The organism is Halobacillus litoralis, assembly GCF_020171725.1.
GTDB classification, from domain to species: Bacteria; Bacillota; Bacilli; order Bacillales; family Halobacillaceae; genus Halobacillus; species Halobacillus litoralis_F.
Genome location: NZ_JAIVAJ010000003.1, coordinates 20,745 through 34,069, shown reverse-complemented (window position 1 = coordinate 34,069; position 13,325 = coordinate 20,745). Strand labels below are relative to the sequence as shown.

Below are 13,325 nucleotides of genomic sequence, written 5' to 3'. Positions count from 1 at the left end.
TACAGAATTAGTTAATACAAAGATGCTGCTCATTATATGTAGGAGCAAAAGGATCATTCTATTTGGATGAATAAACCAAATAATTTCTGAATGGTTGACCACCTATACACCAACTTATTATTTACATACGATATTTAGATATTACTATGAAAGGAGATTAATTATGAATGAAAAGCCAAGTCAACACACACCTGTTGTAGCCGTAGTAGGACTTGGATATGTCGGGTTACCTCTGGCCATGCTTTTTTCCAAAAGAAATATAGACGTTATAGGGCTGGATATAAACGAAGATAGAATCACTCAATTGAAGAACAAAAAGAGTTATTTACCAGATATACAAGATGAAGAAATCAAATTGAATATTGAAAGAGGTATATTCAAACCGACTTCTAAGTACACCGATCTAACTAGTGCTGATGTCATCATCATCTGCGTACCTACTCCTCTAACCGACTATCACACGCCTGACCTCAGCTATCTACAGAGTGTCGCTTCAAGCCTTTCCTCTCACTTGCGAAAAGGACAATTGGTCATCTTAGAGAGTTCCACTTATCCAGGAACAACAGAGGAAGTGCTTCAACCTCATTTAGAAAAGAAGAGTAAGTTAAAGGTAGGTGAGGACTTTTTCTTAGCCTACTCACCAGAAAGAATAGACCCAGGGAACAAACAATTCACCGAGATTGAAAAGGTCCCTAAAGTTGTCAGTGGAGTTTCTGAAGCCTGTAAGGAGAAAATCATTCAATTATATAGCCTTATATTTGACCACGTCGTAGCGGTTTCTTCACCAAAAGCTGCAGAGTTCACAAAATTGCTTGAGAACAGTTTCAGGCTTATCAATATCGCTTTTATCAATGAACTGGCTAGAGTAGCTGATCACTTGCACATCGATATTTGGGAAACCATTGAAGCAGCCAACACGAAACCATATGGCTTCACCCCTTTCTATCCAGGCATCGGAGCAGGAGGACACTGTATTCCAGTCGACCCTCTCTACCTCAATTGGAAAGCTCAGCAAGTTGGTAGCGATAGCGAATTCATCAACCTTGCCGACCGCATCAATCGATTATCTGCAGACTACGCCGTAGCCCAAATACAGAAAGCACTGGACGAAACTGAAAACCCTCGTGTCTTACTCGTCGGTGTCGCATATAAGAAAGACTTAGATGATATAAGAGAGGCACCTTCCCTGACGATAATAGATTCTTTAATGAAGAAAGGCATAGATGTGACATACCATGACCCTTTAGTGCCCAAGCTCAAAGTAGAGAATAAGTGGATAAACAGTGTAGAACTTTCAGAAGAAAATTTAAAGCGAACGGACTGCGTGGTTCTGTTGACTGATCATTCAAACTTGCCGATTCAGAGGATTCTAGATTCTTCAAGCCTAGTCTATGATACTAAGAACATGACAAAAGACATGACCGGAAAAGCTCGCATCATTCGTCTTGGTGGTGGTGGGTCGTGAAAATTCTAGTAACAGGCGCTGCTGGTTTTATTGGATCTCACCTTACGGAAAGGCTTCTTAATCAAGGTCACCAAGTGATTGCATTGGATGATTTGTCTACGGGGCGTGTGAATTATCTAAAAGATGTAGCTGCGCATCCTCACTTAACATTTGTGAAAGGTTCCGTTTTGGATCAGGCTTTATTAGGGAAGGTTCTGGACGGATGTGAAGCCGTCTTCCACCTGGCAGCAGTGCTTGGTGTTAAAAATACGGTGGATAATCCCTTGAAGGTCATTGAAGGAAATATTGACTCGACTCGTAACGTTCTCGAACTTGCCTACCAAAAGAAAATCAAAGTCATATTTGCCTCCACCTCAGAAGTATATGGAAAAAACACAGAACTTCCTTTCCAAGAACACGAATCCAACAGAGTTTTAGGATCCACGAAAACTCACAGATGGTGTTACGCCACTGCTAAAGCCCTGGATGAACACTTGTGTTTTGCCTATGAAAAAATGGGACTGCCCATCACTGTCATCCGCTATTTCAATGCCTATGGACCAAGACAAAATGGCACGCAGTACGGACAGGTGGTTCCAAAATTTATAGAAGCTGCATTGAAAGGGGAACCGATCCCCGTTTATGGCACCGGAGATCAGGCGCGCTGTTTCACCCATGTGAACGATATTGTAGATGGAACCATTTCCTGCCTGGACTCAAAAGCAAACGGGGAAATTATCAATTTAGGTAAGGACGAAGTCACTACGATTAATGAATTAGCTACTATGATTAAAAGAATCAGCAACTCTACCTCACTGATCACACACATATCTTATGAAGAGGCTTACGGAAAAGGTTTCGAGGATATGGAGAAACGCATCCCTGATATCACCAGAGCGAAAGAGCTTTTGAACTACTCCCCGTCTTTGAATTTAGAAACTGGCCTGAAGCAAACCATCGATTGGTACAGAAATAACATCTCTGAAAAGAATGAACGTCCATGAAGGTACTCGTGACAGGAGGTGCAGGATTTATAGGGTCTCACATTGTAGATAATCTTGTGAACGAAGGGATCGAAACGGTTGTCGTCGACAACCTCAGTTCCGGGCACCGATCCTTTATACCGGAGGACGTTTCGTTTTACCAAGCAGATCTAAACGACGACTCTCTAGAGGACATTTTCAAAAAGGAAAGGCCGAACTATGTAATTCACCAAGCGGCACAAGTGGATGTAGCTACCTCGATGGAGGACCCCACCGGAGATGCCAGGACGAATATTCTGGGTACAATCCGCTTGCTTCAATTGTGTAGAGATTATGGAATCAAAAAGATCGTTTACGCCTCCTCGTGTGCCGTTTACGGCGATGCAGGTGATTGTAGCATCAAGGAAGGCTTTTCTATAAACCCTTTATCTTACTATGGTATGTCCAAATATACACCAGAGGTCTACATTCGCTTGTTTCACAATCAGTGTGGATTGCCGTTTACAATCTTGCGTTATGCAAATGTCTATGGGCCAAGACAAACCCCCAAAGGCGAGGGAGGCGTCATCTCTATTTTCTTGGAAAAAATGAGAAACGACGAGCCTGTTACGATTTATGGAGATGGCAGGCAGACGAGGGACTTTGTTTACGTTAAAGACGTAGCAAATGCCAATGTCATGGCACTCCAAAAAGCTAACAATGAAATATTAAACATCGGAAATGACACCAAAACCAGCATCAATGAGTTGTTCCACCACCTCCAAACACTTCATGGTAGTACGCATTCTCCTCAATACAAACCATCAAGAGCTGGAGACATTATGTACAGTAGGCTGGATTCTACTAAAGCTTTAAATAGATTAGGTTGGACGCCCACACACACGTTGGAAGAAGGATTGATCGAAACAATCAACACTCACTGAAACCAGTTCATTCAAAGGAACACGACATCTAACGGTTCCTCAGGATAACCATGATTTGAATAACCTATGATGGGAGGATTGATGAATGGATGATAAAACGTATGAATACGAACACCGACATTTAGATTTAAGTGAAGTGCTGGCTATGATAGAAGATGCTCTCTTACACCGACACCCTTTTTCTCTAGCAAGATACGGTCACGCCGAGATTTACTACTCTTTATGGCCTTCACCAACAGCATCCGGCAGAGGCTTGGATTACTACCAAAACTACAACGGAGCAATCGGAGACCCAGTTGAGATTGGCAAACAAATCATAGACTCTTTACAAAACACTCACCTAGCAGGGCTATACAGCCACCACGAGGATGAAGCAAGTCATAGGGAAACCAAACAATTGTTGTCAAAAATAAACTATGTCCCCTCCAATGTATGCTCCCCCTTTATTACTCATAAGATGGCGGAGAATCCCGATTTTTGGTCTATGCTCAAACCCTTGCGTGTCGCCTTAGTAGGAAGAAGAGCGAAAGAAGCCATTACATCTTTTGAGAACCAAGGCGTCAAAGTAGCTGAAACTTATAACCTCGAAGGACTGCCACAAGCCAATCACCTCGAAAAAAGTCTTATAGATAAAAAAGATGAATGGGACCTGGCCATTATGGCTGCAGGGATCCCCGCGACGATAATAGCTGAACGGATTGCAAATGCAACCCATAATGTTGTCCTCGACTTCGGTCATGCACTGGATAAAATAATCGATGGAGAAGCATTTGATTTCGAAAAGTTAGTTCAAAACTTCTATGAGGATATATAACCTCTAACAAGATTTAAATGGTTTATTTTGTAAAACTAAATTTTCGCCACGTTTAAAAGCCTGCCTATCTATAAACGATAAGGCAGGCCATTTTTTAGTTTCGACTATTTAGTTTTCAATGAACGAACGAATATCCAGCCATTCTCTTCTTCAAACTCAGCTTCATAATGATCTCCCCATCTTTTCAATGCATCCTCAACCGTCCAGCGAGTAATGATTCTATAGGAAGCTTCATCGTTCGTTTGATTACTGCCATGAAGACGATGACAGTATAACGCTTTATCAATCCAATAAAATCTAAAATGTTCAATTAGATAGAATAGGACTCTTTTATCTTCATTAAAACGACCTTCGAAGGGATCATCCGTAGGCCACCCTCCAACTTTCCTCAGTGCCGATACCCTGTAGAACCTCGGCCATACTGACATGTTGGAGAGCATATAGTCATATTTATCTTTAAAGCCTCTCCCCTTCTTGGTTCTTTTTTTGTGGACATCACCTTTACTATCCTCAAAGTAAATCGTTATATTCCCGCTGACCACCGCATAGTCTTCTGGTAAAGCCTTCGCCTCACGAACCATCGTCTCAAGAGTGTGTGGGTAAAACCAGTCATCCGCATCGAGCTGAATCATGAATTCCGTTTCGACATGATTCAGCCCGACATTTAATGACTTGGACTGGCCAATATTTACGCTGTTATTTATCAATCGGACTCTTGGATCACCTAAGTAAGGGGTTATAAATGATAAGCTGTTGTCCGTGGAAGCATCATTTACTAATAGCATCTTCCATTCCTCATACGTCTGATCGAACACACTCTCAATAGCTGTGATAATATACTTCCCAGGATTGTAAAAGGGAATGACGACCGTAACCTTTCCTGACATATATACACTCCTTCGTTTATCCATTCGGTAACTACTGTTATCCATACGAAGTCAGATCAGCTGTTATGCCAAAAAGGTCTTGGGGTAAAGTAATAAATCCTATTAATTCGCCCCAAAACCAAATCCCCCCTAACATGAATCGGGGAGATCATGTGGGTGATCAGCATCTACAGAGACACTTTCAATTGCATCACATCGTACAAATACAACCCTTTTTTCTATATATGGAGTCATCACTTCAGGTTCAAGAAGAACCAAACAACCATCTTTGGTTACACAAACCACTTCTCCTTCGAAAGCATCTCCAGAATTTGTTCTAACCATGACTTCTTTTCCTACCGCAAATTTTTGAAGAATTCTACAAATGCAAGATTCACCATTGTTTTTTGAGCATTCCAAGCCTACCCCTCCCTCTCGCACATAATCGTTTCTATTATTATATTCATCCATGAGTTGAAAGGGTGGGCAATACACCGTACAAATCCCTTGAACCATCAAGGGTTTCAGGCTTTTCACGGGACTGAAAGAAAAAAACACCGAATCAATTAAGCGATTCGGATGTTTTTAATCTTACTATTTTATTTTCAATAACCTCATACTGTTCAAGATGACCAGCAGCGCCGCTCCTGTGTCACTAATGACAGCCATCCAAAGCGTAAGGAACCCTGGAAAGATCAGTAGGAGAGCAGCAAGTTTGGTGAGCAGAGAAAACCAGACGTTCTGCTTGATGATGGCTAAGGCTTTTCTACTTAAACGAATCGTGTGAGGAAGCTTCTCTAAGTTATCAGCCATCAGAACAACATCCGCCGTTTCCATCGCTGTGTCCGTTCCTGCACCTCCCATTGCGATACCTAAGTCGGCCGTCGCCAGAGCTGGGGCGTCATTGATTCCATCTCCGACCATGGCTACTTGTTTCCCTTCTCTTTGCAAGGTCTTTACAGCCTCCACTTTATCTTCAGGCAGCAATTCAGCAAAATATCGGTCAACACCCGCTTCAGAAGAAATCTTTTTGGCGGTTCCTTCATTATCGCCCGTCAGCATGACCATTTCCCGGAGTCCAACCTCTTTCAACGATTGAATGGATTGAACGGTTATGTCACGGATCGTATCCGAAACAGCTAGGAGACCCATCACTTCTCGATCTGTACCAATGAGAATAATCGTATGTCCACTTTGTTTAAGAGATGCGATTTGCTCTGAAAGGTGATCAATCGGTACCCCCATCCGATCAAAAAGCTTCGGCTTACCTGCCCTATATAGGACACCATCAATGGTCGCTTCGGCACCTTCACCCGGTATGGCGCCAAAATGAGTCCCCTTTTGAGCAACAATGCCTCGTTCTTCGGCATAGGTGGTCACTGCTTGCGCAATGGGGTGTGTGGAATGTTCCTCAATGGTCCGTGCAATGGAAATCAATGTCTCTTCATTGTGAGTTTCGGTTACGACATGCGTCACTTTCGGCTTACCTTCCGTTAACGTACCGGTTTTGTCAAAAGCAACCGCTTCAATCAGTCCCGCTTTCTCTAAGAACGTTCCTCCCTTTATTAACACACCATTTTTCGCCGCATTCCCAATCGCAGACACGATGGCGACAGGTGTGGAGATTACCAGTGCACATGGACAAGCAACCACCAGCAAGGCGAGCCCTTTATATAACCATTCTCCCCAGGAACCGAAACCAAATAACGGGGGAACAACCATTACAAGCAGTGCCAAAGCAAAAACAATCGGAGTGTACACATTGGCGAAACGATCGACGAAAGCCTGTGTCGGAGCTTTCTGTTCTTGAGCCTCTTCCACGAGGTGAATAATCTTGGAGATGGTCGTATCTTCAACTAACTTTGTGACGACGACTTCCAACGAACCACTTTCATTAACGGTTCCTGCATAGACGATGTTGCCCGTCTGTTTGTCGACTGGCATAGACTCTCCTGTAATCGGAGCCTGGTTCACACTGGATGAGCCACTTATCACTTCACCGTCTAATGGGATTTTCTCCCCTGGTTTGATGATCATGATCTCATTCACATTGACCGCTTCCACTGCTTTTCGAACCTGTCTATCGTTTTCCTTAATCGTAGCCTCTTTAGGCGTAAGGTTAATCAGACTTCGTATCGAGTCTCTTGTTCTTTCAATCGATCTATTCTGCAGGGAATTACCAAGGGCAAAGAGCCAGACAACCATGGCCCCCTCAAACCATTCACCAATGAGAGCAGCGCCAAGTGCGGCAGAAGCCATCAACACGTTCATATCCAGTGACTTGCTTTTCACCGCATAAAAAGCACTTCTGGCAGGCTTCCATCCACCTATTCCAATCGTAAGAGCATAGGACACAACCGCCACATAGGATGGAATGGGCAAGAAGGAACTTAAGAATCCCAGCGCAAGAAAAATACCTGAAAGGGTCGTCGTTGAACGGAGTGGATGCGCTCCCGTTTTCCGAACCGCTTCTTCGTCATTCTCTAGTGCCGCTTCGAAGCCTGCTTTTTCAACTTCCTTGATCACCTCTTTGGAATTCGTCGCATGACCGATCTGCATCTTCCCAGTTGAAAAATGAACCCGGACTTCTCTTACATCAGGGTGCTTGCTCAGATGCTTCTCAATCGTCGCTGCACAGGACCCACAGTCCATTCCTTGAATCCGATATGTTTCGAGATCGCTGGAAGGACTCATCGACTCCGCCTCAAAACCAAGCTTTCTAACCTGCTTCGGGACCGCATCATGAATGGCAGCACTCTCTGCCCCTACCACCATCTTAGCTGTTCCATAATGGACTTGAACGGATTCAATCCCCTCTCTATTTCCAAGCGACTTCTCTATTGTCAGAGCGCAGGAAGGACAATCCATCCCGGTGACCTTATACTCTCTAAGCGTAGCGGTTGAATCAGGATTGCTGGAGACTGTTTCCTCCGATCGTTTACTGTCTGCGTGGGACCCAGAAGAACAGCAGGAAGATTTAAGCGTTTGATTGTCCCCTTCGTTTGAACAACAGGTTGACTCTTGCTTATCAGCTTGTAAATCGCTGGAGCAACAACTCTCCTTCAACTCTTGATCCTTCATTCAGCAACACCCTGACCAACCGTTGCTTGTGTATGCAGAAGAGCCGTTGATATCAATTGATGGACATAATCATCCGCAAGGGAATAGAAGACCAACTTCCCTTCCTTTCGAAACTTTGCCAGTTTCATATTCCGTAGCAGCCGCAAATGATGAGAAGCAGTAGCCGTAGTCGAACCGATGATGTTCGCCACATCGCATACACAAAGCTCATCTTCTAACGTCAGGGCGTAGGCAACCTTCACTCTTGTCGCATCTGAAAGTGCCTTGAACACCAGCTCCACACCTTCTACCCGGTCCATCTGCGGCTGGACCCGCTCCACCAGTTCTTCATCGTAACAAAACGTATCACATGTATCTTTCGAAAGCTTCTTCTCTACTTTATTAGACATATCCACACCTCATTCAAATAGTCGTTTGAATATAGTGTATGACGCTTAACGAAGAAGGTCAATGGTTTCATTCAAATAATTGTTTGAATATAAAAAGGCCTGATTTCGACTTCTAATTGATGAAGTTGAAATCAGGATTTTAAATTATAAAAGAAATGCTAAACCAAAAAAAGATGGAAAGGCTGCGACCATAAGCAGCCTTTCCATCTTTTAATGCTCTAATCCTGCCACCCCGAAACCACCTGCTCCGGAATGAGTCGAGATCATACCACCTGCCTGAATCCACCTGACATTCTCGAAACCATTCTCTTCAGCTAGCTCATCCATCCGCTCCTTGATGCTTTCATCCAGTCCGATCGAGTAGATAAAATAAAGCTGCTTGCGATCAATGTTGAATTCCTCGAGGTAATCCCTCACAAGTTTCTCAGTAGCCTTCTGCATTTTCCCTCGGTATTTCTTGGTCGACACAAGCTTTCCATCCTTCAACTCGATGCACGGCTTTATTTTCAAAAGTGTCCCGATCAAAGACGCCATGTTGCTCACCCGACCGCCCGCTTTCAAAAACTCCAGACTACCTGGGATGAAAGCGAGTCTCGATTTAGGTACGACGGCCTCTATTTTTTCAACCAAACGTTCGGGTTCAATGCCCGGTTCTTTTTCTAAAACTTCGGCGGCGTAACAGACTATGGCGGCTAATCCTCCTGTGACGTTCAACGCGTCAATGAGAAATAGATCCTCAAATTCTTGTGAGGCAATCACGGCGTTCTGGAACGACGATGACGCCTTTGATGTATAGCCGATGTGTACAATGATGCAATCTGGAAATTCGTCTCGAATGGAAGTGAAAAACGCTTGGTATTCATGAGCATTGGTGGAGGTGGTCGTGGGTATTTTCTTCGTGCGTTCGTAATAATCGTAAATATCCTGAACGGGCAGATGACCGTCCAAATAATCGTTTCCATCCATAATAATGTGCATGGGAACCACTCGGACATCGTACTTTGCAGCCAAGTCCTGTGGCAGATCGGCCCCGCTCTCGGTCGTTAAGATGATCCTTCGCATTCTGTTTCCCCCTTGGTTGGATTGGAGACTCGCGCTTACGATAACGTGCTGCTTTCATTATACACGATAAAAAAAGACAGAAACCCTGGACAAGGTCTCTGTCATCTTAGAAAAATAGAGCCCCCTCTATTCTCCTTCATTTACACCTAATGTCATACCGCCGTCTACCACAATTTCTGTGCCTGTGCAGTACGAGCTCTCATCAGACGCAAGAAAGGCGGCTACCTTGGCAATCTCAACCGGCTGCCCGATCCGACCTAGAGGAACTGAATCATAAAAGGACGGAACCCCTTGACCTTGTGTAGCCATTTCCGTCTCAACTCCACCAGGGTGGATCATGTTGACCCGAATCCCTTTCTGTCCTAGCTCAATCGCTGCTGATTTAGACATCGCAACAACCGACGCTTTCGTCGCGGCATACGCAGAGGAGTTTGCAATCGGAGCAAATGATGAGATCGATAAATTGTTGATGATGGACCCTTTCTTCTGCTTCTCCATCTGAGGTGTGACGGCCTTCATGCCGCGAAAAACACCCAGCTGATTCACTTCAATCATCTGCTGATATTCATCAATCGAAAGGTCATCGAACGGTTTCCGGATCAGGACACCGGCATTGTTCACAAGTACATCAATCGCACCGAACTTGTCTACGACCTCGTTCACAGCCGCTTCCCAATCAGATGATTTCGTTACGTCCAGCTGCACCGGATACGCATGACCTCCCCCAATTTCAGCCGCTATCTCTTTCGCGCTTTCTACATTCCGTGCACCAACCACGACCATTGCACCAAGCGTAGCAAGGTGCTCGGCCATCGCCTTACCCTGCCCGCGGTTTGCTCCTGTGATCAGGATTACTTTATTCGTTAAATCAGGCATACTTTCTCTCCTTTACCTTTATTAAATATGATTCATGACGAATTACTTCTTTAGAATTCTTCTTAACACAGACACAGGGCTCTCTTCCCCATCGATTATATAATCCGGACGATGTTCCGCATCCGATGGAATCTCATGCTTTCTTCTATTTATCCACACCGCATTCCATCCAGCTTTTTTTGCCCCTACAATATCATGTCCATATGAGTCTCCGATGTAGTAGGCGTTCTCTGGGGCAATCCCCATCTCCCTCTCTACAATCCGGAAGATTTCCGTGCTCGGCTTGGCGATACCTAATTTTCCAGAGATGAAAATATGATTCTCATCCACCCAGTTTTTGATTTGCAGTTGCTCCACTTTGTTCGCTTGGTGCTCTCCAGGACCATTGGTGATGACCCCGATTTTCAACCCGTGGGATTCAGCTTCATTCAACAGTTCTACCATTTCAGGATCCAATTCGATTTCCTTTTGATTCTGAGCATATAACGCTTGAAAACGCTCCGCTTCTTCCCGCAAGATTTCAATATCAAAATAAGCGAAGGCTTTGCTGATCCTGTATATATGCATCTCGTGCTTGTCCATCTCGCCATTGCTGACTAAGTCAAAAACCTCTTCGCTGTAATACCGGCTTTTCACAAACAATTGATCGACCGGCACATCCAGATGATTGAACAGCTCCCGGTATGCTTTTTCAAAAGGTGTCAACTGATTATAGAGTGTATCGTCTACATCCAATATGATGTGTGTCATTGTCATCCTCCTCGTTCTCTACTCCTACCATTATCGTAACAGATTGCAGCTTTCTTCAATGAAGAAAAGCCCCGCTCCGTCCAAAAGGACCAGCAGGGCTTCCCATTCAATTTCAAGTTATGCATAGCTCGTTGTTTTCTTCGTCAACGTGAAGAATAAAGTCGCTCCGATCGATGCCGTTACAAACAGGATGGCTCCCATCGGCACAGCCGTCGTTTCATCAAGACCGACAAGCGGCGAGACCATCGCACCAAACAACAGAGGCAGCATGCCAAGCACCGCACTGGCACTCCCAGCTCTGTGCCCCTGATGCTCCATCGCAAGAGTGAACGTACTCGTCAGCACCATTCCCATCGCCGTCATGTAGATGAAGATCGGCACAACAATCGAATACAGCGGCCCTTCGATTATAGTCATGATTAAAAGGAAACCTGTTGCACTAACCGCAACCAGTACCGCCGTCCGAAGCAAACTTCTTTCGTGAAAAATGCCTCCAAGACGTCCGACTAAGAAGCTCCCTGTAATGATCGCGAGACCGTTCACTCCGAACAAGAAGCTGAACGCTTGTGGAGACACGTCGTAAATCCCTTGATACACGAACGGTGTCCCCGAGACATAAGCGAAACTCCCGCCATGGACAAAACCAATCGTCAAAGCATACCCAATGAAGGACCGGTCTTTCATCAAGCGGCCAATCGTCAAGATCGACTCCTTCACTGAGCTCGGCATCCTTTTTTCTATAGGAAGCGACTCCGGCAACTTCCCTGCCACGGTCAGCACAATCGCTAACCCCGCTATACTTAGAAAAAGGAAAATCGTCTCCCATGTGGCGAATGGTAAAAGCAGAATCGCTCCACCCGTAATCGGCGCAACCATCGGAGCCGTCGCATTGATCACCATTAATAAAGCGAAGAACTTCGTCAACTCTCTTCCCGTAAACACATCACGAACGACCGCTCGGGATAGGACCACCCCGGCAGAAGCCGTGAATCCTTGAATAAAACGAGCGATGACGAGCACATAAATATTCGGCGCAAGCGCACAAAGAAACGACGCCACCGCGAAGAGGGAAAGGAAGACAATCAACGGCTTCTTCCTCCCTTGAGAATCACTGATCGGTCCGACGACAATCTGCCCGACCGCAAGCCCAATCAGACACGTCGTCAAGCTGAGCTGGACAAGCGACGCACTCGTCTCCAAATCAGACGCGATTCCTGGAAAGCTGGGAAGGTACATATCAATGTTCAGCGGTCCGAGAATCCCGAGCATTCCGAGCAGAAACGCAAGACCGATTCTTTCTTTTCCTGTTGGATTATGTAAAATGATCAAACACCTTCTTCTTTTTCTGGCTGTTAAACTATGATTTTATCTGCATTTGTTCTGGAAGTCTACCCTTTAGCATTTCGATCATTGCGGAAGGTGTCGTTCGTACAAAAATGATAATCCTTCTATATCCAGATTCATCTATCTTCCATTCAAAAAAGTGCCTGCCTCTCATCAATCACAATAATGGAGGTCAGACACTTTTTTTCACTCAATAGGATTCATTATTTTTCACAAGACGCAGGAGTGTAAACCCATTATCATGTTTGTAACTCTTCAAGAAGGAGAAGCCATGTTTCTCATAAAACCTTCTCCCCAAATGGTTCTCTTCGAAGACATCTACGACTAATTCACTTCTATTCTCATAAGCAAACTCGACCAATTTCGTCCCCATCCCTTGAGAATGGAATTCCGGATTTACGAATAACCCTCCGATTTCATTTCCAAGTAAACTGATAAACCCGACAGGTCGATCACGGTATGTGTAAATCCACGTTTCGCTTTGATTGATATATTTCGTTTTGAGATTTTCTAATTCTTCATCCAAAAACGCCCGGGATACAAAGGGATGCCCTACTTTGGATGCCGCTTCGAAAATATCGAGCACATAAGGTAGATCGCTGTTTACAAAAGGACGAATCACATCGTCACCTTCCCCTCCGTTACTTTTAGTAGCAACTTATGTCTATTTAAGAATATAGGAGCGATCACTTATTATCAATATCGATAACAATGGAATTACGCTCACCACACTCTAATGGAACAGGGCGTGACGAGCAACGGCTTTTTTTATGCGTAAACCCCTAATTTTCAA

Annotated in this window: 13 protein-coding genes; 4 read left to right on the top strand and 9 right to left on the bottom strand. The window is 44.6% G+C overall.

All coding sequences use genetic code 11. The features are described from left to right. Positions 1-163 precede the first annotated feature (163 nt). From LCM20_RS07615 to LCM20_RS07600, 4 genes are all read left to right on the top strand, one after another. Entirely contained in the window at positions 164-1,465 is a 1,302-nt protein-coding gene (locus LCM20_RS07615) for a nucleotide sugar dehydrogenase (RefSeq protein ID WP_225194842.1), read from the top strand. Continuing rightward, positions 1,462-2,448 carry an NAD-dependent epimerase/dehydratase family protein gene (locus LCM20_RS07610; protein WP_225194841.1) on the top strand — a complete coding sequence of 329 codons (987 nt, stop codon included), beginning with the start codon at positions 1,462-1,464 and terminating at the stop codon, positions 2,446-2,448. The genes LCM20_RS07615 and LCM20_RS07610 overlap by 4 nt, the downstream gene beginning before the upstream one ends. Further along, the gene (locus tag LCM20_RS07605) at positions 2,445-3,350 is read left to right on the top strand and encodes an NAD-dependent epimerase/dehydratase family protein (protein WP_225194840.1); all 906 of its coding nucleotides are present in this window, start codon (positions 2,445-2,447) and stop codon (positions 3,348-3,350) included. The genes LCM20_RS07610 and LCM20_RS07605 overlap by 4 nt, the downstream gene beginning before the upstream one ends. 85 nt (positions 3,351-3,435) lie before the next feature. Continuing rightward, positions 3,436-4,164, top strand: coding sequence for a GT-D fold domain-containing glycosyltransferase (locus LCM20_RS07600; RefSeq protein WP_225194839.1), 729 nt, complete (start codon positions 3,436-3,438; stop codon positions 4,162-4,164). Positions 4,165-4,268: 104 nt separating this feature from the next. On the opposite strand, the gene LCM20_RS07595 is transcribed toward LCM20_RS07600, so the two are convergent. The 9 genes from LCM20_RS07595 to LCM20_RS07555 form a co-directional block, all read right to left on the bottom strand. Continuing rightward, positions 4,269-5,051, bottom strand: a complete 783-nt coding sequence (locus LCM20_RS07595; protein ID WP_225194838.1) for a glycosyltransferase family 2 protein — start codon at positions 5,049-5,051, stop codon at positions 4,269-4,271. 129 nt (positions 5,052-5,180) lie between these two features. Continuing rightward, entirely contained in the window at positions 5,181-5,501 is a 321-nt protein-coding gene (locus LCM20_RS07590; RefSeq protein WP_225194837.1) for a hypothetical protein, read from the bottom strand. Positions 5,502-5,624: 123 nt separating this feature from the next. Beyond that, positions 5,625-8,111 carry a heavy metal translocating P-type ATPase gene (locus LCM20_RS07585; RefSeq protein ID WP_225194836.1) on the bottom strand — a complete coding sequence of 829 codons (2,487 nt, stop codon included), beginning with the start codon at positions 8,109-8,111 and terminating at the stop codon, positions 5,625-5,627. Beyond that, on the bottom strand, positions 8,108-8,500 hold the full coding sequence (locus LCM20_RS07580; RefSeq protein WP_225194835.1) for an ArsR/SmtB family transcription factor: 393 nt from the start codon (positions 8,498-8,500) through the stop codon (positions 8,108-8,110). The genes LCM20_RS07585 and LCM20_RS07580 overlap by 4 nt, the downstream gene beginning before the upstream one ends. A gap of 210 nt (positions 8,501-8,710) precedes the next feature. Beyond that, a complete protein-coding gene (locus LCM20_RS07575; protein WP_225194834.1) occupies positions 8,711-9,562 on the bottom strand; it encodes a DegV family protein in 852 nt (283 codons plus the stop codon). 126 nt (positions 9,563-9,688) lie between these two features. Then, complete coding sequence (locus LCM20_RS07570) at positions 9,689-10,438, bottom strand: SDR family NAD(P)-dependent oxidoreductase (RefSeq protein ID WP_225194833.1); 750 nt, start codon at positions 10,436-10,438, stop codon at positions 9,689-9,691. A 42-nt stretch (positions 10,439-10,480) separates the two neighbouring features. Continuing rightward, a complete protein-coding gene (locus LCM20_RS07565; RefSeq protein WP_225194832.1) occupies positions 10,481-11,188 on the bottom strand; it encodes an HAD family hydrolase in 708 nt (235 codons plus the stop codon). 117 nt (positions 11,189-11,305) lie between these two features. Then, positions 11,306-12,511 carry a Bcr/CflA family efflux MFS transporter gene (locus LCM20_RS07560; protein ID WP_225195031.1) on the bottom strand — a complete coding sequence of 402 codons (1,206 nt, stop codon included), beginning with the start codon at positions 12,509-12,511 and terminating at the stop codon, positions 11,306-11,308. A gap of 211 nt (positions 12,512-12,722) precedes the next feature. Continuing rightward, positions 12,723-13,154 (bottom strand): GNAT family N-acetyltransferase, encoded by a 432-nt coding sequence (locus LCM20_RS07555; RefSeq protein ID WP_225194831.1) that lies wholly within the window; start codon positions 13,152-13,154, stop codon positions 12,723-12,725. Positions 13,155-13,325 lie beyond the last annotated feature (171 nt).

What these genes read in the sequence shown, in the direction of transcription:
- LCM20_RS07600 (WP_225194839.1), top strand. Translation starts at nt 3,436, where the DNA reads ATGGATGATAAAACGTATGAATACGAACACCGACATTTAGATTTAAGT.
- LCM20_RS07615 (WP_225194842.1), top strand. Translation starts at nt 164, where the DNA reads ATGAATGAAAAGCCAAGTCAACACACACCTGTTGTAGCCGTAGTAGGA.
- LCM20_RS07605 (WP_225194840.1), top strand. Translation starts at nt 2,445, where the DNA reads ATGAAGGTACTCGTGACAGGAGGTGCAGGATTTATAGGGTCTCACATT.
- LCM20_RS07575 (WP_225194834.1), bottom strand. Translation starts at nt 9,562, where the DNA reads ATGCGAAGGATCATCTTAACGACCGAGAGCGGGGCCGATCTGCCACAG.
- LCM20_RS07580 (WP_225194835.1), bottom strand. Translation starts at nt 8,500, where the DNA reads ATGTCTAATAAAGTAGAGAAGAAGCTTTCGAAAGATACATGTGATACG.
- LCM20_RS07585 (WP_225194836.1), bottom strand. Translation starts at nt 8,111, where the DNA reads ATGAAGGATCAAGAGTTGAAGGAGAGTTGTTGCTCCAGCGATTTACAA.
- LCM20_RS07595 (WP_225194838.1), bottom strand. Translation starts at nt 5,051, where the DNA reads ATGTCAGGAAAGGTTACGGTCGTCATTCCCTTTTACAATCCTGGGAAG.
- LCM20_RS07565 (WP_225194832.1), bottom strand. Translation starts at nt 11,188, where the DNA reads ATGACACACATCATATTGGATGTAGACGATACACTCTATAATCAGTTG.
- LCM20_RS07590 (WP_225194837.1), bottom strand. Translation starts at nt 5,501, where the DNA reads ATGGATGAATATAATAATAGAAACGATTATGTGCGAGAGGGAGGGGTA.
- LCM20_RS07570 (WP_225194833.1), bottom strand. Translation starts at nt 10,438, where the DNA reads ATGCCTGATTTAACGAATAAAGTAATCCTGATCACAGGAGCAAACCGC.